This is a genomic window from Streptomyces sp. NPDC002176, assembly GCF_044903645.1.
Taxonomy (GTDB): Bacteria; Actinomycetota; Actinomycetes; order Streptomycetales; family Streptomycetaceae; genus Streptomyces.
The window spans coordinates 294297-314024 of the sequence record NZ_JBJDQW010000006.1 but is presented as its reverse complement, the minus strand read 5'-3'; the positions used below and the strand labels follow the sequence as shown (position 1 = coordinate 314024).

16 protein-coding genes and 1 tRNA gene are annotated in these 19728 nt (G+C 72.2%); 8 read left to right on the top strand and 9 right to left on the bottom strand.

Annotated features, from left to right (window positions below; genetic code table 11):
- Positions 1 to 4: 4 nt before the first annotated feature.
- On the top strand, positions 5 to 751 hold the full coding sequence (locus ACI2LY_RS27120) for a DUF6227 family protein (RefSeq protein ID WP_404709432.1): 747 nt from the start codon (positions 5 to 7) through the stop codon (positions 749 to 751).
- Positions 752 to 820: 69 nt separating this feature from the next.
- On the opposite strand, the gene ACI2LY_RS27115 is transcribed toward ACI2LY_RS27120, so the two are convergent.
- The 4 genes from ACI2LY_RS27115 to ACI2LY_RS27100 form a co-directional block, all read right to left on the bottom strand.
- Positions 821 to 2899, bottom strand: a complete 2079-nt coding sequence (locus ACI2LY_RS27115; protein ID WP_404709431.1) for a fructose-specific PTS transporter subunit EIIC — start codon at positions 2897 to 2899, stop codon at positions 821 to 823.
- A 112-nt stretch (positions 2900 to 3011) separates the two neighbouring features.
- Positions 3012 to 3959, bottom strand: coding sequence for a 1-phosphofructokinase (gene pfkB, locus ACI2LY_RS27110; protein ID WP_404709430.1), 948 nt, complete (start codon positions 3957 to 3959; stop codon positions 3012 to 3014).
- A complete protein-coding gene (locus tag ACI2LY_RS27105; protein WP_389004974.1) occupies positions 3956 to 4717 on the bottom strand; it encodes a DeoR/GlpR family DNA-binding transcription regulator in 762 nt (253 codons plus the stop codon). Before ACI2LY_RS27105 ends, pfkB begins: the two co-directional genes overlap by 4 nt.
- Positions 4718 to 4883: 166 nt before the next feature.
- On the bottom strand, positions 4884 to 6374 hold the full coding sequence (locus ACI2LY_RS27100) for an MFS transporter (protein ID WP_404709429.1): 1491 nt from the start codon (positions 6372 to 6374) through the stop codon (positions 4884 to 4886).
- Between the two features lie 63 nt (positions 6375 to 6437).
- Here ACI2LY_RS27100 and ACI2LY_RS27095 point away from each other — a divergent pair, with 63 nt between their 5' ends.
- Positions 6438 to 7406, top strand: coding sequence for a helix-turn-helix transcriptional regulator (locus ACI2LY_RS27095; protein ID WP_404709428.1), 969 nt, complete (start codon positions 6438 to 6440; stop codon positions 7404 to 7406).
- Here ACI2LY_RS27095 and ACI2LY_RS27090 read toward each other — a convergent pair.
- The gene (locus ACI2LY_RS27090) at positions 7397 to 8005 is read right to left on the bottom strand and encodes a TetR/AcrR family transcriptional regulator (RefSeq protein ID WP_404709568.1); all 609 of its coding nucleotides are present in this window, start codon (positions 8003 to 8005) and stop codon (positions 7397 to 7399) included. The genes ACI2LY_RS27095 and ACI2LY_RS27090 overlap by 10 nt on opposite strands.
- Positions 8006 to 8516: 511 nt before the next feature.
- Complete coding sequence (locus ACI2LY_RS27085; RefSeq protein ID WP_401636851.1) at positions 8517 to 9545, bottom strand: RNA polymerase sigma factor RpoD/SigA; 1029 nt, start codon at positions 9543 to 9545, stop codon at positions 8517 to 8519.
- Between the two features lie 191 nt (positions 9546 to 9736).
- On the opposite strand from ACI2LY_RS27085, the gene ACI2LY_RS27080 reads away from it, so the two are divergent.
- Complete coding sequence (locus tag ACI2LY_RS27080) at positions 9737 to 10264, top strand: GNAT family N-acetyltransferase (RefSeq protein ID WP_404709427.1); 528 nt, start codon at positions 9737 to 9739, stop codon at positions 10262 to 10264.
- A 15-nt stretch (positions 10265 to 10279) separates the two neighbouring features.
- On the opposite strand, the gene ACI2LY_RS27075 is transcribed toward ACI2LY_RS27080, so the two are convergent.
- Positions 10280 to 11068 carry a dioxygenase gene (locus ACI2LY_RS27075; protein WP_404709426.1) on the bottom strand — a complete coding sequence of 263 codons (789 nt, stop codon included), beginning with the start codon at positions 11066 to 11068 and terminating at the stop codon, positions 10280 to 10282.
- Positions 11069 to 11182: 114 nt separating this feature from the next.
- Between ACI2LY_RS27075 and ACI2LY_RS27070 the strand changes: the two genes are divergently transcribed.
- The gene (locus tag ACI2LY_RS27070) at positions 11183 to 11704 is read left to right on the top strand and encodes a MarR family winged helix-turn-helix transcriptional regulator (RefSeq protein WP_389004980.1); all 522 of its coding nucleotides are present in this window, start codon (positions 11183 to 11185) and stop codon (positions 11702 to 11704) included.
- Between the two features lie 12 nt (positions 11705 to 11716).
- Here ACI2LY_RS27070 and ACI2LY_RS27065 read toward each other — a convergent pair whose 3' ends face one another.
- Together ACI2LY_RS27065 and ACI2LY_RS27060 are read right to left on the bottom strand one after the other, a co-directional pair.
- Complete coding sequence (locus tag ACI2LY_RS27065; protein ID WP_404709425.1) at positions 11717 to 13255, bottom strand: MFS transporter; 1539 nt, start codon at positions 13253 to 13255, stop codon at positions 11717 to 11719.
- A 185-nt stretch (positions 13256 to 13440) separates the two neighbouring features.
- Positions 13441 to 14085, bottom strand: a complete 645-nt coding sequence (locus tag ACI2LY_RS27060) for a TetR/AcrR family transcriptional regulator (protein WP_135787718.1) — start codon at positions 14083 to 14085, stop codon at positions 13441 to 13443.
- Positions 14086 to 14439: 354 nt separating this feature from the next.
- On the opposite strand from ACI2LY_RS27060, the gene ACI2LY_RS27055 reads away from it, so the two are divergent.
- The 4 genes from ACI2LY_RS27055 to ACI2LY_RS27040 all read left to right on the top strand — a co-directional run bounded on the left by ACI2LY_RS27055 (position 14440) and on the right by ACI2LY_RS27040 (position 19715).
- Positions 14440 to 15783 carry a M6 family metalloprotease domain-containing protein gene (locus ACI2LY_RS27055; protein ID WP_404709424.1) on the top strand — a complete coding sequence of 448 codons (1344 nt, stop codon included), beginning with the start codon at positions 14440 to 14442 and terminating at the stop codon, positions 15781 to 15783.
- 63 nt (positions 15784 to 15846) lie between these two features.
- Positions 15847 to 15919, top strand: a tRNA-Arg gene (locus tag ACI2LY_RS27050).
- 210 nt (positions 15920 to 16129) lie between these two features.
- Positions 16130 to 16549: a hypothetical protein gene (locus ACI2LY_RS27045; RefSeq protein WP_404709423.1), complete on the top strand. Its 420-nt coding sequence runs from the start codon at positions 16130 to 16132 to the stop codon at positions 16547 to 16549.
- Positions 16536 to 19715 carry a caspase family protein gene (locus tag ACI2LY_RS27040; RefSeq protein ID WP_404709422.1) on the top strand — a complete coding sequence of 1060 codons (3180 nt, stop codon included), beginning with the start codon at positions 16536 to 16538 and terminating at the stop codon, positions 19713 to 19715. Before ACI2LY_RS27045 ends, ACI2LY_RS27040 begins: the two co-directional genes overlap by 14 nt.
- Positions 19716 to 19728 lie beyond the last annotated feature (13 nt).

Here is a 19728-nt window from a genome sequence, read left to right as displayed (position 1 = left end):
CACCTTGAGCGTTCCGTACGAGACGGCGGAGTACGAGTCCGCCGAGTCGCCCGAGTCTCCGGAGGAGCACCTCGCGCGACTCCTCGGCCGTGCCCTGAACTCGTTCGAGCTGCCCGACGAGGTGCTCAGAGAGCTGGACTGCGCGCTGGCGCACGACAGTTCGCTGCACTCCGCGCACCACAGCGCGGGCCTGCACCGGGAGACGTACCGGCACACCTGGCTGCTCGCGGACGGCTCGGCGGTCACCCTGTGGGAGCTGGCGCACAACACCGCGCCGGGCGCGGAGGCGCAGCACGAGGTGTACCTCGACGAGGAGGAGCTGCACACCGCCTCGACCCGGCTGGCGCTGCCGTACGACACCTCGGACTTCGAGCTGCCGGTGCTGACCGAGCTGGGGGCGGTGCCCGAGCCCCGGCACGCGTACGTGGAGGACAACTCCCCCGACCATGCCCGCAGGTTGCTGCGCCGGGCGGAGAACCCGGACGGCCCCGGCGCGGAGCTGGCGGCCCTGCTGGCGACGGCGGCGGGGCACGAGATCACCCAGGCGTTCGGCCGCCCCGGCCGGACCGCGCGGGCCGGGGTGAGCTTCGCGCTGTACGAGCACGCGTTCCTGCTGCGGGACGGCCGGGAGATCTCCCTGTGGGAGGTCGAGCACACCGCCACCCCCGACGGCCGCCACATGTGCGAGGTGTACACCACCGCGGACGCGGCCCGCGACGCCATGGAGCACCGCGCGGCCCGGCACGGCTGACGGCCCCTGACACACCGCGTCCCCCCGGCGGGGTTCGCCGGGGGGACACCTAAATCGGTCCCGTGCGGGTCAGGCGGCGACCGGCTGCTTGCTCCCCTTCTCCCCCGCCGCGCTCTCCGCCGAGTCGGCGGCCGGGGTGCCCTGGGCGGGCTTGCGCATGCCCTTGAGGACGACCACCAGGGCGGTGCTGACGCAGACGCCCGCGGCGATGGCGACGAGGTAGAGGAACGGGTTGCCGATCAGCGGCACCACGAAGATGCCGCCGTGCGGGGCGCGCAGGGTGGCGTCGAACATCATCGACAGCGAACCGGTGACCGCGCCGCCGACCATCGCGGACGGGATGACCCGCAGCGGGTCGGCCGCGGCGAACGGGATGGCGCCCTCGGAGATGAAGGAGGCGCCCAGCACCCAGGCGGCCTTGCCGTTCTCCCGCTCGGCCGGGGTGAAGAGCTTGCCGCGCACGGTCGTGGCCAGGGCCATCGCCAGCGGCGGGACCATACCGGCGGCCATCACCGCGGCCATGATCTTCATCGCGGAGTCACTGGGGCTGGCGACGGCGATACCGGCGGTGGCGAAGGTGTACGCGACCTTGTTGACCGGGCCGCCCAGGTCGAAGCACATCATCAGGCCGAGGAGCGCGCCGAGCAGGACGGCGTTGGTGCCGGTGAGGCCGTTCAGCCAGTCGGTCATGCCCTTCTGCGCGGCGGCGATGGGCTTGCCGATCACCACGAACATCAGGAAGCCGACGACCGCCGAGGAGATCAGCGGGATCACCACCACCGGCATGATGCCGCGCATCGCCGCCGGTATGTTCACCCGCTGGATCGCCAGCACCACACCACCGGCGATCAGACCGGCCGCGAGGCCGCCGAGGAAGCCCGCGTTGATGCTGAGCGAGATCGCGCCGCCGACGAAGCCGGGCACGAGGCCGGGCCGGTCGGCCATGCCGTAGGCGATGTACCCGGCGAGCACCGGGACGAGGAAGTTGAACGCCATGCCGCCGATCTGGAACAGCAGCGCGCCCCAGCTGTCCGCCTGGGTCCACACGAAGTGGTCCATGACGGAGGGCGCCTTGTTCACCGTCCAGCCGCCGATGGCGAAGCCCACCGCGATGAGCAGACCGCCTGCGGCGACGAACGGCACCATGTAACTGACGCCGGACATCAGCCACTTGCGGAGCTTGGTGCCGTAGCCCTCGGTGGAGTCGCCCGCGCGGTCCACGGGGGTGGCGGCCGCGCCCGCCGGGGCGGTGCTCTCGCCGCGTTCCGCCTTGGCGCGGACCTCGGAGATGAGTGCGGCGGGGCGGTTGATGCCCGCCTTCACGCCGACGTCCACGGTGGGCTTGCCCGCGAAGCGGTCCTTCTCGCGCACCGGCACGTCGTGCGCGAAGACCACGCCGTCCGCCGCCTCGATCACCGCCGGGTCGAGCCGGGTGAAGCCCGCCGAGCCCTGCGTCTCGACGGTCACCTCGACGCCCGCCTCCCGGCCCGCCTTCTCCAGTGACTCGGCGGCCATGTACGTGTGGGCGATGCCGGTGGGGCAGGAGGTGACGGCGACGATGCGGAACGGTCGCTCCGCAGGGGCCTCGGCCTCAGGTGCCTCCGGAGTCGTACTGCCCGCCGCGGCGCCTGCGGAGGCCGCCGCAGGCGCCGTGGCGGTGTCCGTGGTCTCCCCGGCCGTCGCGCCCTCGGCGGCCTCCGCCGGGGTCACGTCCCCCCGGACCAGCGCCGCTGCCGTGTCGGCGTCGGAGACCGCCCGCAGCGCGTCGGTGAACTCGGTGTTCATCAGCTGCCGGGCCAGCGAGGAGAGGATCGTCAGGTGGGCGTCGTCCGCCCCGGCCGGGGCGGCGATCAGGAATATCAGGTCGGCCGGGCCGTCCGGCGCGCCGAAGTCGATCCCGGCCGCGCTGCGCCCGAAGGCGAGCGTCGGCTCGGTGACGTGCTCGCTGCGGCAGTGCGGGATGCCGATGCCGCCGTCGAGACCGGTCGGCATCTGGGCCTCACGGGCGGCCACGTCGGCGAGGAAGCCGTCCAGGTCGGTCACCCGCCCCTGGGCGACCATGCGCTCGGCGAGGGCACGCGCCGCCGCTTCCTTGCTCTCGGCGGACAGGTCGAGGTCGACCAGGTCCGCGGTGATCATCTCGCTCATCGCGGGCTCCTTTGCTCGCGTATCGCCCTGCTGTGTGGGGTGGGCGCACCATGAATAGGGGTGTTGGGGACGTGGGGGTGGGAAACAAGAGCCGGCCACCGGTACGGGCCGTTCATGACACCGGCTCCGTCAGCACCCGGTCGACCGGCACGTCGGAGGTGACCGTGACGGAGGCGGGGTCCAGATCGGCGGGCGTCGGCATCACGCTGCCCGGCAACTGCACCGCCGCGGCACCGTGTGCCAGGGCGGAGGCGAGGGCCTCGGGCCCGCTGCCCCCGGCGATCAGGAACCCGGCGAGGGAGGAGTCCCCCGCGCCGACGTTGCTGCGGACGGCGGCCACGCGGGCGGTGCCGAACCAGGCGCCGTCGTCCTCCACCAGCAGCTGCCCGTCGGCGCCCAGGCTGGCCAGCACCGCGCGGGCGCCCATCGCCCGCAGTTCCTCGGCGGCCTTCACCGCGTCGCCCACGGTGGACAGCGGGCGGCCGACGGCGGCGGACAGTTCCTCGGCGTTGGGCTTGACCACGTCGGGCCGGGCGCGCAGCGCCTGGAGCAGGGCCGGTCCCGAGGTGTCCAGGGCGATCCGGGCGCCGCCGGAGTGGGCGCGGGCGACGACGTCGGCGTACCAGGACGGGGCGAGGCCCAGCGGGAGGCTGCCGCAGCAGGCGATCCAGTCGGCGTCGGCCGAGTGGGTGCGCACCGTGTCGAGGAGCGACTCCTCCTCGGCGGCGGTCAGTTCTGGCCCCGGCGCGTTGATCTTCGTCAGGACGCCGTCCGCCTCCGCGAGCGCGATGTTGGAGCGGGTGGCCCCGGCCACGGGGACGGGGGCGACCTCGATGCCCTGCGCGTCGAGCAGTTCGGCGATGAGGGCGCCGGGCGCGCCGCCCAGCGGCAGGACCGCCAGAGTCCGTCGGCCCGCCGCGGCGACCGCGCGGGAGACGTTGACGCCCTTGCCACCGGGGTCCATGCGCTCGCCGGAGGCGCGGATGACCTCGCCGCGCTCCAGGGCGGGGACCTCGTAGGTGCGGTCCAGGGACGGGTTGGGGGTGACGGTGAGGATCATGCGCGTACTACTTCCGTGCCGCCGCGCTCGATGGCGGCCGCGTCTTCGGGGCTGAGCCCGCTGTCGGTGATCAGCACGTCCACGTCGCCGAGGTCGCCGAAGCGGGCGAAGTGCTCCTGGCCGTGCTTGGCGGAGTCGGCGAGCAGGACGACCCGGCGGGCGGCGGCGACGGCCGCGCGCTTGACGGCGGCCTCGGCCAGGTCGGGGGTGGTCAGGCCGTGCTCGACGGAGAAGCCGTTGGCGGCGACGAAGGCGACGTCGGCGCGGATCTCGCCGTAGGCGCGCAGGGCCCAGGCGTCGACGGCGGCGCGGGTGCGGGTGCGGACGCGGCCGCCGACCAGGTGGAGCTGGAGGCCGGGGTGGTCGGCGAGGCGGGCGGCGATCGGCAGGCTGTGGGTGACGGCGGTGAGCGTCGCCTCCAGCGGGATCGCGGCGGCCAGCCGGGCCACGGTGGTGCCCGCGTCGAGGATGACCGTGCCGTCGACGGGGAGTTCCGCGAGGGCCGCCTTGGCGATGCGGTCCTTCTCGTCGGCGGCGGTGGACTCGCGCTCGCTGAGGTCGGGTTCGAAGTCGAGGCGGCCGGCCGGGATGGCGCCGCCGTGCACCCGGCGGAGCAGGCCCGCGCGGTCGAGGGCCTTCAGGTCGCGGCGGATGGTCTCCGCCGTCACCTGGAACACCTCGGCCAGCGACAGCACGTCCACCCGGCCGCCGTCACGGGCGAGCCGGAGGATCTCCTGCTGGCGCTCCGGTCCGTACATGTCCGCCTGCCTCCGCAGCCTTCGTCCACCGCCCCGGCTCATGCCCGAACGTGTGGTTTCACTGCGAGGCTACGCCCGAGTTTCCGGAAAGTAAACGGGTTCGGGCTTCATTCGGACATGAACGGACCTTCAGCAGGCGGCACCGACACCGGCACCCTCAACACCCTCAGACGGGCAGCAGCTCCCGCTCCTCCACCGGCTCGCCCCCGCCCTCCACATGCTGTGCGGGCCGCTTCGGCAGCGCCGCCATCAGCAGGAAGATCACGCCCATGACCCCGGCCACCCACCACAGCGCGTGCTGGAAGGCGCCGACGAAGGCCGGGCCGACCTGCATCGGGGTCAGCCGGTCCGCGATCTGCCCGAAGAAGACGACGGAAACCAGCCCGAGCCCGAGCGCGTTGCCCATCTGCTGCACGGTGTTGAGCAGACCGGAGGCCGATCCGGCGTGCTCGCGCGGCACCTCGGACAGGATCGCGTCGGTCAGCGGGGCCACGATCAGGCCCATGCCGAGGCCCATCACGACCAGCGGGAGCGCCATCTGCCAGGAGGCGATGGCCAGGCCGTACCGGTCCGACTCCCAGATGTAGAGCAGCACGCCGAGCCCCATCGTCAGGGCCCCGGCCTGGAGCACCTTGCGGCCGAAGCGCGGCACCAGGAACTGCACCGACAGCGCGGCGGCCGTCGACACCGCGAGCGAGAAGGGCACCCCGGTCAGCCCGGCGCGCAGCACGCTCCAGCCGAGGCCGATCTGCATGTACAGCGTCCAGACCAGGAAGAAGACACCGAGCGCGACCCCGAACACGGTCTGTACGGCGATCCCGGCGGCGAAGCTGCGCACCCGGAACAGGGACAGCTCGACCAGCGGTGAGCCGTCGCGGGCCGCCTTGCGCCGCTCGTACCAGACCAGCGCGGCGAAGACCGGGAGCGAGCCCGCCATCATCAGGTGACCCCACAGCGGCCAGCCCAGCTCGCGGCCCCGGGTGAGCGGGTAGAGCAGCATCAACAGGCCCAGGGTGACCAGGGCGACGCCGACGAGGTCCAGCTTGAGGGCGCGGGGTGCGCGGGACTCGGTGATGAAGCGGCGGCCGAGCAGCACGGCGGCGATGCCGACGGGCAGGTTGATCAGGAAGATGGGCCGCCACTCCAGGCCGAACAGGTTCCACTCGGTGAGCAGGGCGCCGAGCAGCGGGCCGGAGACCGCGCCAAGGCCGACGACCCCGCCGAACAGCCCGAAGACCTTGCCGCGTTCATGGGCCGGGAAGGTGGCGTGCACGATGGAAAGCACCTGCGGGACCATCATCGCGGCCATGCCGCCCTGAAGGACGCGGGCCGCGACCAGCATCGCCGGGTCGACCGCGAAGCCGCACAGCGCCGACGCGAGGGTGAAGCCGCCGACGCCGAGCAGGAACAGCCGCCTGCGGCCGTGGATGTCGCCGAGCCGCCCGCCGGTGATCAGACCGGCCGCGAACGCCAGCGCGTACCCCGCGGTGATCCACTGGATCTGGCCGAACGAGGCGCCCTCGTCCCGCTGGATGGAGGGGATGGCTATGTTCACGATCGTCACGTCGACGAGGTCCATGAAGGCCGCGGTCATCACGATGGCGAGCGCGATCCAGCGGCGCCGGTCCGCGCCGGAGGTCTGTTCCGTTGAGGTCATGTACTCCACGCTAGTGACCCAGTAGGACAGAACGTGTCCTAGATGTGCGCCATGCTCGGCCCCATGACGACGGACACCCCGGCTCGGCTGCTGACGCTCCTGTCCCTCCTCCAGACCCCGCGCGAATGGCCCGGCGGCGAACTGGCCGGCCGGCTCGGGGTCTCCCGCCGTACGGTCCGGCGCGACATCGACCGGCTGCGCGAGCTGGGCTACCCGGTGCAGGCCAGCAAGGGCGCGGAGGGCGGGTACCGGCTGGTCGCGGGCAAGGCGATGCCGCCGCTGGTGCTGGACGACGAGGAGGCCGTCGCCATCGCGGTCGGCCTGCGCGCGGGCGCCGGGCACGCGGTGGAGGGGGTGGACGAGGCGTCGGTGCGGGCGCTGGCCAAGCTGGAGCAGGTGCTCCCGGCCCGGCTGCGCCGCCAGGTGGCCACCCTCCAGGCCGCGACCACCCCGCTGACCAGCGGCGACGGCCCGACCATCGCACCGGAGACGCTGACCGTGATGGCGTCCACCATCGCCGGTCAGGAGCGGCTCCGGTTCGCCTACCGGGCCGGGGACGGCAGCGAGTCGCGCCGCCTGACCGAGCCGTACCGGCTGGTGTCCACCGGGCGGCGCTGGTACCTCGTCGCGTACGACCTCGACCGCGAGGACTGGCGCACCTTCCGGGTGGACCGGGTCGGCGAGCCCTTCGCCACCGGCGCCCGCTTCACCCCGCGCGAACTGCCCTCCGGCGACGCGGCGGAATACCTGCGCCGCTCGATCCAACGGCGCAGCGAGACCTGGGAGTTCACCGTCCGCTTCGCGGCCCCGGCCGACCAGGTCGCCGCCCGCCTCCCCCACTGGTTCGGCACCCCCGCACCGGACGGCCCCGGCCACTGCCTGCTGCACGGCTCCACCGGCGACCCGGTGGAGTGGCTGGCGGTCCGGCTGGCGATGACGGGGCACGAGTTCATGGTGCGGGGTCCCGATGTACTGGCCGAGACCGTAAGGGAGTTGGGGGCGCGGCTGCTCCGGGCGGTCCCTCAGCCCTGAGGGGCCTCCCAGGCGAAGTCGCCCAGGGCCACCAGGTTGCCGACGGCCAGTGCGGCGGGGCCCGCCGGGCCGGTGGGCGGCGCCTCGGTGAGCGCCCAGGTCTCCACGGCGACGCGTACGGCCGCGCCCGCGACCGCGGCGGCGAAGCGCAGGTGGGGGGTGGCCGCCTCGGCAACGTTGTCGGCGTCGTCCTCCGCGGGCGTCAGCCGCGCCGCCAGGGCCTCCGCGAGTTCCGTCTCCGACGCCTGGCAGACCTCCGCCCAGACCTTGCGCAGGGCCGGGCTGGTGTGGGCCATGCGGATGAGGGTGCGGGCCCATTCCCAGGCGGACGCGGAGACGCCGACACCGGGGGCGAGGGTGCGGTCGACGGCGTGTCGGAGGGCCTCGGGGAGGGTGAGGTGGGCCGGGGCCGCGCGCACGGCCTCGGTCCAGAGCTGCGCGCCGGTCGCGTACAGCGGGGCCACCGCCTCCTCCTTGGAGGCGAAGTAGCGGTAGAAGGTGCGCGGTGCGATGCCCGCCGCGTGGGCGATGTCCTCGGCGCGGGTGGCCCGCAGGCCCTGCCGGACGAAGAGGGTCGCGGCGGCGCGGGCGATCTCCATGCGGGTCTCGGCCTTGCGGCGTTCGGTCAGGGAGGCCGCCGGAGAGGCCGGGTACGAACGCCTTCGGGCGGTGGTGCCGGTGTTGCCGGTGTTACGGGTGGTACGGGGGGTGCTCACCTCGGCAGGCTATGCCCCTGTGGCAGAATCTGCCATTCGGCGGGTCACCCCGCGGTTCAGGTGCGGGGTGGCCCGCTGTGCCATGCCCGGACCCTGCTCGCGCAGACATGAAAAAGCCGGGCTCCGGCGCCGGGGGGGTGGCGCCGGAGCCCGGCGGGAAGTCCCGACGCCGGGGGGGATGACGTCGGAACTGGTCCGTTGGCCCGCCCCTGAGGAGGGGCGGGCCGCACGTGGCGGTGGGGACGCCGCGCGGCATTCGGTGGGAGTGCGGCCCCCGGAGCCTTGACTCCGGTGCCCGCAAGGGTTGTTCCCGCGCCCGGAGGCGTTGAAGCGACGGGACCGCGCCATGTTGGCACCGCATTCCGCCACCGCGCGTGCCCCACCCCCCGGGGTCCTACGCCGCCGCGTCGAACCCCGTGTCGCGGGCGAGCTTCTTCAGCTCCAGCAGCGCGTGCTTCTCTATCTGCCGGATGCGCTCGCGGGTCAGCCCGTGCTCCTTGCCGACCTCGGTGAGGGTCCGCTCGCGGCCGTCCTCGATGCCGTACCGCATCTTGATGATCGAGGCGGTGCGCTCGTCCAGGCGGCCGATCAGGTCGTCCAGCTCCTCGCGGCGCAGCAGGCTCAGCACCGACTGCTCGGGGGAGACCGCGGAGGTGTCCTCCAGCAGGTCGCCGAACTGGGTCTCGCCCTCGTCGTCCACCGGCATGTTCAGCGAGACCGGGTCACGGGACCAGTCGAGCACGTCCGTCACCCGCTCCGGGGTGGAGGCCAGCTCGGCGGCGATCTCCGTGGGCTCCGGGTCCCGGCCGTGCTCCCGGTTGAACTCGCGCTGGACACGGCGGATACGGCCCAGCTCCTCCACCAGGTGGACGGGGAGCCGGATGGTGCGGGACTGGTCGGCTATGGAGCGGGTGATGGCCTGGCGAATCCACCAGGTCGCGTACGTGGAGAACTTGAAGCCCTTGCGGTAGTCGAACTTCTCGACCGCGCGCACCAGGCCCGCGTTCCCCTCCTGGATGAGGTCGAGCAGGGGCAGGCCGCTGCGCGGGTAGCGCCGGGCCACGGCCACGACCAGACGGAGGTTGGAGCGGATGAAGACGTCCTTGGCCCGCTCGCTCTCGTCGAACAGCACCTGAAGCTCCTCGCGGGAAGCCTCGGCGGCGGTCTCCTCCTGGCCGTCGAGGACCTGGCGCGCGAACACGCCCGCCTCGATCGTCTGGGACAGCTCGACCTCCTTGGCGGCGTCGAGCAGGGGCGTACGCGCGATCTCTTCGAGGTACATGCCGACCAGGTCGCGGTCGGCGATCTCGCCGCCGCGCACGCGGACGCTGCTTGTCGAGTCGGCCGTCTGTCCCCCAGAGCCCGGAGCCTGGGAGGTGCCCCCATTGGCGGACTTACGACGGGCGACGGCGCGGGTTGCCATGCGTGCTCCCTTGCGGTGGTGGCTGGCAGGTGGTCCTGGCGAACGCTCGGCACTCCGGACCCTCCCTCGGGACTCTCCTCGGGTGCCCTGCATCCGTGGGAAACAACGACTGGAATCCGGACAGAATTCCCAACCCACCCCCCGATTTTTCTGATCATGCAGTACCCTGTCGGGCCACGCAGGGAGGTGCGATGCCGTCCAGCCGTACAGAGGTGCAGGTCAGGCCGGGTTCCGAGGCCGATCTGGACGCCCTCACGACGCTGTACAACCACTACGTCCGTGAGACGGCCATCACATTCGACACGGCGGTTCTCACCCCGATGGAGCGCCGCCCATGGCTGCTCTCCCACCCGGAAGACGGCCCGCACCGCCTGTTGGTTGCCACGGACGCCGGGACGGCGGAGATCCTGGGGTACGCCACCTCCGGCCCGCACCGGCCGAAGGCCGCGTACGCCACCTCGGTGGAGACCTCGGTCTACCTGGCCCCGGACGCGACCGGCCGGGGCGTGGGCAGCCTGCTCTACGAGGCCCTCTTCGCCGCGCTGGCCGAGGAGGACGTGCACCGCGCCTACGCGGGCATCACCCAGCCCAACGAGGCGTCGACCCGGCTGCACGAGCGGTTCGGCTTCCGGCACCTGGGCACGTTCGGCGAGGTCGGCCGCAAGTTCGGCCGGTACTGGGACGTGGCCTGGTACCAGAAGGACCTCACGGTCGACTGAGCCGCGGGGCCGGTTTCAGCCGAACTGGACCGACCGCTTGGCCAGCCCCATCCAGAAGCCGTCGATGACCGACCGGTGCGCGTCCGCACCGGCCGCGCCGAGCGTGACGAACAGTGGCGCGAAATGTTCGGTGCGCGGGTGGGCGAGCTTCCCGGCCGGGGCCTTGGTCTCGAAGTCCAGCAGCGCGTCCCAGTCACCTGCGTCCAGCGCGGCCCGGCCCCAGTCGTCGAACTCGGCGGACCAGCCCGGCACGCCCTCGCGGTGCCGGAGCGCGGCCAGGTTGTGGGTGAAGAAGCCGGAGCCGACGATCAGCACACCCTCGTCACGCAGCGGCGCGAGCCTGCGGCCGAGGTCCAGCAGGCGCGTCGGGTCCAGGGTGGGCAGGGAGATCTGGAGGACCGGGATGTCGGCCTCGGGGAACATCTCGACGAGCGGGACGTAGGCGCCGTGGTCGAGCCCTCGGTCCGGGATGTCCTGGACCGGGGTGCCGGGGGCGCGCAGCAGCTTGCGTACGGATTCGGCCAGTCCGGGGGCGCCGGGGGCGTCGTACCGTACCCGGTAGTAGTGCTCGGGGAAGCCCCAGAAGTCGTAGACCAGGGGGGCGGTGTGGGTGGCGCCGAGCGCGAGGGGGGCCTCTTCCCAGTGGGCGGAGACCATCAGGATCGCCTTCGGGCGGGGCAGTTCGGCGGACCAGGCGGCGAGCTGGCCGGGCCAGACGGGGTCGTCGGCGAGCGGCGGGGCGCCATGACTGAGATAGAGGGCGGGCATGCGGTCGGGAGCGGAGTGCTCGGCGGTGTCGGTCATGACGGCTCCTTCCACGACGGGGTACGCAGCTTTGCTTTAACTCTCAAGCATTACTCGGTCAGATTACGCCCGACTAGTTCAAGTTTCAAGAAGGTGGCTCGTACAGTGGGAGACATGAACTCGGCATCCACCCCGGCAACGGCGCCGGAACCCGGACACCGCTGGCTCACCGACGAGGAGCAGCGGGTCTGGCGGGCGTACCTGCACGCGACCACGCTGCTGGAGGACCATCTCGACCGGCAGCTCCAGCGCGACGCGGGCATGCCGCACATCTACTACGGCCTGCTCGTCGGCCTCGCCGAGGCACCGCGCCGCAGACTGCGGATGACCGAGCTGGCCCGGAAGTCGAAGATCACCCGCTCCCGGCTCTCGCACGCGATCGCCCGGCTGGAGAAGAGCGGCTGGGTGCGCCGCGAGGACTGCCCCTCGGACAAGCGCGGCCAGTTCGCGGTGCTCACCGAGGAGGGCGCCGAGGTGCTGCGCCGTACCGCGCCGGGCCATGTCACCGCCGTACGGCAGGCGCTGTTCGACCGGCTGAGCCCCGCACAGCAGAAGGCCCTCGGCGAGATCATGGAGATCGTCGCCGAGGGCCTTCAGCCGAGTGAGGCGGGTGCGGACCTGCCCTGGCTCCGCTGAACCCCTAGGGGGTCAGTGGGCCACCACCGGCACCGGGATCTCGTCCTCGGCGCCGTCACCGGAGGCCATCTTCACGGCGCCCGGCTTACCGGCGTTGACCATGGTGAACGCGATCAGCGAGGCGACCGCCAGGATGCCGACGGCGAACCAGATGGCCGTGCTGTACCCGTGCACCATGGCCTGCAGCTTGACCAGCTGCTGCTGGGGCACCGCGGTCGCGGACGCGATGTGGTCCTTGACGTACGAGGTGGTCGCGGACGCGGCGATGGTGTTCAGCAGGGCCGTGCCGATCGCGCCGCCGACCTGCTGCGAGGTGTTGACCATCGCGGAGGCGACACCCGCGTCCCGGGGCTCGACGCCCTGGGTCGCCAGCGACATCGCGGGCATGAAGGCCGTACCCATGCCGAGGCCGAGCAGCACCATCGCGGGCAGCAGCAGCGCCGCGTAGGAGGAGCCGACCTCCAGCTGGGTCAGGAGCAGCATGCCGAGCGCGGCGAGTGCGAAGCCGGGGCCCATCAGCAGCCGGGCCGGGACCCGGATCATCAGGCGGGCGCCGATCTGGGTGGAGCCGGTGATCATGCCCGCGACCATCGGCAGGAACGCGAAGCCGGTCTTGACCGGGGAGTAGCCCTTCACGATCTGGAGGTAGTAGGTCAGGAAGAGGAACAGGCCGAACATGCCGATGATGGCGAGGCCCAGGGAGAGGTAGATACCGCCCCGGCTGCGGTCGGCGACCACGCGCAGCGGCAGCAGCGGAGCCTTGACCCGCTGCTCGACCAGCACGAACGCCAGCAGCAGCACCACGGAGGCGACGAACATCGAGATGGTGACCGCGTCGCTCCAGCCGTCGGACTCGGCGCGGGTGAAGCCGTACACCAGGGCGACCAGGCCGAGCGTGGACAGGAACACGCCGGGGATGTCGAGCGGGGAGCGGTTGCGGCCGCCCTCGGGCTCCCGGATCACGAACCAGGCACCGGCCGCGGCGACGATGGCGAACGGCACGTTGACGAAGAAGGTCCAGCGCCAGTCGAGGTACTCGGTGAGGAAGCCGCCGAGGATCAGGCCGACGGCACCGCCGCCGCCCGCGATGGCGCCGTAGATGCCGAACGCCTTGGCGCGCTCCTTGGCGTCGGTGAACATCACGGCCAGCAGGGAGAGCGCGGCCGGGGCGAGCAGGGCGCCGAAGACACCCTGGAGGGCGCGGGCGCCGAACATCATCACACCGGTGGTCGCGGCGCCGCCGAGCGCGGAGGCGGCGGCGAAACCGGCCAGGCCGAGCAGGAAGGCGCGCTTGCGGCCCCACAGGTCGGCGATGCGGCCGCCGAAGAGCAGCAGACCGCCGAAGGCGAGGGCGTAGGCGGTGACGACCCACTGCCGGTTGCCGTCGGATATGCCCAGGTCCTGCTGGGCGGAGGGCAGCGCGATGTTCACGATGGTGGCGTCGAGGACGACCATCAGCTGGGCCAGCGCGATGAAGACGAGCGCCTTCCAGCGGTTGGCGTCGCCGCCGGGCGCGGCGGCCGCGGGCGGCCTGGTGACTGTTTCGGACATGGGGGTACCCCGTTCGGGACTTCGGTCGGACGTGTCGGACATGCGGGGCACGGTCGTACGGCGTCGCGTACGCGCACAGGGCGTGCGAGGCCCCACCGGCTCGCCCTCGTCGGCGGCCGGGTGGCTTTCAGGTGATTCCGGGGCGCGGGCCCGGCGGACTCGTGAGTGGGGTTCGGTCGGTCAGGTCAGGACTGGCGGAGATCCTCCATGGTCACGGCCGTACCGGGCAGGACGGAGCGGGCCGGGGCCCGCAGCCCGTCGAGGAAGAGTTGCAGGTGGCGGTGGACGAACCGGTCGGCGTCGAAGCAGGCGGTACCGGCCGGGGGCCGGCTGAGCTGGGCGGCGGCGACCATCAGGTCACCGACACCGACGTCGGTACGGAGCTGTCCGGCCGCCTTGGCGCGGTCCATGACCTCGGCGATCAGCCCCTCCACCCGCTCCCGCGCCGCCTCCAGGTCGGGGTGGTTGCGGTCGAAGGTGCTGGAGACCATCGGACACAGCGCGCTGATCCGCTCCTCGGCGGCGGCGTGCGCGAAGCGCTCCAGTGCGGCGAAGGCGTCGCCGGTCTCGGCCAGGGCGCACTTCGCGGCCTCGGCCGTGCGGTCCATGACGGAGCACAGGACCTCCCGGACCAGGGCGTCCCGGTCGGGAAAGTTGCGGTACAGGGTGGCGTTGCCGACGCCCGCGCGGCGGGCGATCTCGTCCAGCGGCACCTGGGGGCCGTGCTCGACGAACATCTCCCGTGCGGCGGTGATGATCCGCTCCCGGTTGCGGAGCGCGTCGGCACGGGGCCGGGGCGACGCCCTGCGGGCGGAGGGTGCGGTGCGCACGGCGGACACGGCGGGCTCCCCATCTGTACGGGTCGGGACGAGTGGACTGTTCGCGTCCGGCGATCCGGGGAGATGCTCCCCGTTTCACGCGGACACAGGTCTAAACGGGGAGACCCTCCCCGCTTATTTCCCGCCCCGGAAGAATTGCCTGTGACCTGGGTCACACATGGTCCGGCGCGGCGCTCTTCCGCCCCCGGCCCGGCGAATCACCTCAACGGTAAGCGATTCACACCCACTCCTGCCGAAATCCCACGATCGGTCTCCCCCAGCGCGCGAGCCCGGCCCCGGCGACACAGGGTGAGCCCAAGGGCGCAGCCGGGTCACGGGGGCTGCCGTGGAGCGGGAGGTCCATGCATGCAGCCGCAGTCGCCCCGCCGCCGCATACGCCGCCGGATACGCCCGCGCCGCGCTGCCGCCCTCGCCTCGGTGACCGCGCTGACCTTCGCGGTCAGCACCTCGGCCGGGTCCGGACAGCTCACGGCGCACACCGCCGCAGGGCCGATCGGCCTGATACGCACGGCCGCCCTGGCCCCCTGCATGATCCAGGGAGCGTCCGAGGTCCAGATGACCGAGGGCTTCCCCACCTCCACCGGCTACTCCCGCTCCACCGGCACCGTCCACGCCCTGACCCTGATGGTCGACTTCCCGGACACCCCCGGCGAGGGCAAGGCGATGGACCGCTTCCATGAGTTCTTCCCGAAGACCCAGGAATGGTTCGCCAAGGCGTCGTACGGCAGGCTCGACTACCGCCCCGAGACCCCGATCACCTCCTGGCTGCGGATGCCGAAGCCGTTCAAGGACTACGGCATAGAGCGCGGCGCCCCCTTCGACCCCGGCTACCGGGACCTGGTCCGCGACATCGTCTCCGCCGCCGACCCGGACGTGGACTTCCGCTCGTACGACCTGCTGAACGTGCTGGTCACCCCCAACGCGGGCCCCTCCGCCCTGGACACGGTCCTCTCCGTGACCTTCGCGGGCAACGGCGAGGCCCCGATCGCCGACGGCACCCCGGTCGCCAACGCCTCCTTCGTCTACTCCCGCCAGGACGACGGCTCCGGCGCGTACGCGGACACGGGGTACCGGGTACTGCCGCACGAGAACGGGCACACCTTCGGGCTGCCGGACCTGTACACGCAGGAGGGGGGCAGCGCGGTCGGGCACTGGGACATCATGAGCGAGGACTGGGGGGCCAACAACGACCTTCTGGGCTGGCACAAGTGGAAGCTGGGCTGGCTGCCCGCGTCCCAGGTCAGCTGCGCGACGGCCGCGGGCAGCGCGGACTACACCCTCTCCCCGCTCTCCCAGAAGTCCGGCGGCAAGCTGGTCATGGTCCCGCTGGACAACCGCACCGCATACGCCCTCGAACTGCGCACGGAGGGCGGCAACGACGAGGCGATCTGCAAGCCCGGCATCCTCGTCTACAAGGTCGACGCCTCCGTCGACACCGGCCGCGGCCCCATCACCGTCTACGACGCCCACCGCGACAGCGGCGGCTGCACCCGCAGCCCCAACGTCCACGCCGAACTCTCCGACGCCCCTTTCTCCCCCGGAGAAACCTTCAAGGACCCGAAGGCGGGCATCACGATCCACGTCGCCAGCGCGGGCCTGGACGGCAAGTACCGGGTCCGGGTCACCCGCACCCACGCGGCCAAGGGCACGACGGCAGCGGCGGGCCCGGTCCGCCCCACTCACGGCTGACCCCCGCCCCACCCCTGATCCGCTACCCTGTCAGGGGCAGCCACCGGGTGGCCGCCACACCCCGCCTTCGTAGCTCAGGGGATAGAGCACCGCTCTCCTAAAGCGGGTGTCGCAGGTTCGAATCCTGCCGGGGGCACAGATTATTACCGGCCTGACCTGGGGTTTTCATCTCAGGGAAGGCTTCTGTCCGGCCTCGGACCGGCGTGACCGCCCACCATCCGATCCCGCGCCCGGAATGTGGCCGAACAGCGGTTTTCGGCGCGCTGGCGACCCTAGACTCCACGCAACCACATCTGGGGGAGCCCAAGGGGGACGCGTGCGGGCCGTTTTCGCTGCGCCGGAGCAGATGGACGATGCGCAGTTCGTCGTGGACGAGCTGCATGAATGGCTGATGGGGGACGCCGATCTGCGCCGTACGGCACGGATCTCGCGGATCAGCCGTGGCACGACCGGAACGATGGGCGTCACCGACGTCGTCGAGGTGGTGGTCGGCCAGGGCATCGCGGCGCTCAACCTGGCCATCGCGTACGCGACATGGAGGTCCACCCGCCCCCGCCCGCCCGGCATCGTCGTCACGCTCCCGGGAGGCACGGTCACCGTGACGGACGACAGCCCGGAAGCGCTGGCACGGATTCTGGAGGTGCTGCGCCACGAGCCCGGTACCCAGGAGCCCGGCGGCACCGGCCAACCCCGCCTGCCGGGCCGGGCCGACGCCTCCGGAGCCGCCGCCCGGCCCGAAGACGGTGACGGCGATGGCGCACGCTGATCCCGCCACCGCACGGGCCGTCATCATCGGCGTGGGCGCCTACACCGCCCTGCCCGCCCTCCCGACGGTCGCCAACAACGTAAGGCGCATGGCCGAGTTGCTGTGCGACCCCGAACTGTGGGGACTGCCGGAGGAACACTGCCGGGTCCTCCTCGATCCGGCGACGGAGGGCGAGATCCTGGAGGCCGTGCACGAGGCCGCGTCACAGGCGACCGGGACCTTCCTGCTGTACTACGCCGGGCACGGGCTCGCCGAGCACCGCGACGGACTGCATCTGGCGCTGCCCCGCACCGGGAACGGCGAGTTCTTCCGGGCGGCGTCGTTCGACCGCGTGCGCAACATGATCCTCGACTACTGCGACGCACAGCACAAAGTAGTCATCCTGGACACCTGTTTCAGTGGGCGCGCGCTCAAGGGAACCATGAGCGCGGACGTGAGTGTCGCGGACTTCGCGGAGGTGGACGGCACCTTCCTGATGACGTCCTCGGCGGAGAACAAGCGGTCACTGGCCCCCGACGACAAGGAGTTCACCCTCTTCACCGGTGAACTGCTGAAGGTCCTGGACCAGGGCGACTCCGGCGCGGACGCTCTGCTGGACATGGAGACCATCTACCGGGCCGTGTACCGGGCCCTGCTGGCCGGTGGCGGCCCGCTGCCCCAGCAGCGGGCCCGCAACGGTGGCTCGAGCATCGCCTTCATCCGCAACCGCGCCCGTTCCCAGGCCACCAAGTCCGCGGCCACGGTGGCGTCGGCAGCCCTGCCGAAGGGGCAGGAGCATCTGCTGCACAAGACCGTGCCGGACCTGTTGGAGGAACTGGCCGGGATGGTCCGGAAGGGCCGCGGCGGGGAAGCCGACTCCGTACTCACCGCCGTCGCCGCGCGCTGGCCCGACCAGCAGGCGGCCGCGCTGCTCAGCGAACTCCACGAAGCAGGGCTGGTCCGCGAGGCGGCCCTCGGCTGCGGGGCCGTAGCCCGACGGTCCGCCGCGGAAGTGGCGGCGTGCCTGAGCATCCTGGAGGAGCTGGACGTCCGGCCGGTCGTGGATCTCCTGCTCACCGCATGCGCGACGGCTCCTCCCGCCGTGGCGGCAGGCGCTGCCCGGCACCTGTGCGATCAGGGGCGCGCGCCGATCGCGGTCCGGCTGATGCACTCCTGTCTCGCCGACCGCGGACCGGAACACACCGTGGCTCTGCTGCGGGCCCTGCACGAACGCGGACTGGACGACGAAGCGCTGCCCGTGCTGCGCGCGCTGGTCACGGAGAATCCCGATCCCGCTTACGTACCGGTCGCGGACGCACTGCTGGAGGGCGGCTTCGCGGCGACGGCCTACGCGCTGTACCTCGCTCTCCCGAAGGAGTTCGCCGCGTCCCGCTCACCGGAGGCCGCGGCCGCACTGCTCCGCACGATGGCGGAGTCCGGAGCGGGCGACCAGGCGAGACGGCTGCTGAAATCGCTGCTCCGCGCGACCCGAGCCGGCGAACGGGTCCGGTGGGCCCTCACGTTGAGAGCCGCGGGGCTCGACTGGGCCGACGAGAGCGCCGGGAAGCTGCTCGGTTCCGCGGGCGCCGATGACGTCCTGCGGGTCATGTCGGCGATCCGCCGCAGCCGTCCCGCCGATCTGCTCACGGTCGCCCGCTGGGCGAGTGCCGAGCACCGGGATGCGAACGACGTGGTGCGCTTCGCGGCCGCGCTGCGCCAGTTCGGCCTTCCGCTGGACGCCCTACGGCTGCTCACCGAACGCGTGGACAGTGGGCCCGAGCAGGCCGCCGCGCTCGTCGCGGCGCTGCGTGCGGAAGGGCGGGAAGAGGCCACCCGGCTGCTGGCGCGGGCCGACACCGGTCCGGTGCGGACCCGGACGATGCTGGTCGCCGCACTGCGCGCGCACGGCGCGAAGCGGGATGCCGCTCACGTGCTCGCCGGGATTCTGGAAAGTCCCCTGAGTGAACTTCTCCCCGCGCTGGCCCTGTTGGCCGGTGAAGTCGATGTCGAGACGCTGTACGACCACCTGGCACCGGAAGCCCGGGGTGACGATACGGCGGCAGCGGTGCGCGCCTACTGGTCACTGGGGCGCGGCGATGACGTGGTCCGGCTGCTGGATCTGATCGCGGAGCGTCCGTCGCCCCTCCTGGAGGAGACCCTGACCGCGCTCACGGAAGGGTCGTCACGGAGATACAACCCCGCGTCACTGGAGTGGCCCGGCTCGCGCCGGGATACCGCCGCGCCTCTCACCGAGGCGCTCCCGCGTACGGGCGATGTCGTCCGGAGCCGGGCGGTCGCCCACGCCGCCTTCGAGCCGGACCGGACGGGTCTGGACGCCATCGTCTCCGACAGCCTGACCGGTGTTCCCCTGCCCGAGCTGCTCGAGTGGCTGGCCGCGGTGCGGCTGATGGCATCGGACCGGCACGTGTCGAAACCCCCCGCGGTCTGGATGCTGGGCGTGACGCTGAGTCGGCGCGGGGACGCGTCGTCGCTGCTCGCCGCGCTGCTGGACGCCGAGGGGAGCGGCGAACTCCTCTGGGCGGAACTGCGCACGCTCATGAGAACCGGGCGGTCCGAGCACGCGTTGGCCGTCTACCGGCTGCTGTCCGAGAAAGGCCATGCGTCCCACCCGCTCGTCCTGGCGGGCCTCAGTGCACGCGACGACCTGCCCTCCATGCTCCCCTCGCTCCAACACGCGGGCCTTCGGCCGGGGGACGCGATGCGGATGCAGGCGGCCACTCCCCGGCGACGTTCGCCGAGTGCGGAGGTCGAAATGGCTCTGGAGGAAGGCTTGGCCGGTGAGTTCGAGTGGACCAGAGCCGGCTTGGTCAATAGTGGCGCGGCTGCCCTGCACCGCGCGGCCAAGACCCTGAAGCCCCGGGACCTGGCCGATCTGCTGACCGGGTTGCGTGAAAGAGGCAAGCAGGAGGAGCTGACCTGGGTCATCACGGCAGCGGTCGAGCGCGAGCCCTTGGAGGACTGGCTGCCCGCCGTACTGACGGTGTTGGGCGGATACCGGCTCGATGATCTCGCCCGTCAACTGGTGCGCGCGGCGGTCCGTCGCTCCCGGGCCTGGGAGGTCGCGGCCACGGCGGAGATCCTGCGCGAGGACGGTATGGACGAGCACGCGCTCATGCTGGAGGAGGCCAACCGCTCGGGCAGGCTGACCCGCTGGCTCAACCGCTGAGACTTATCTGACT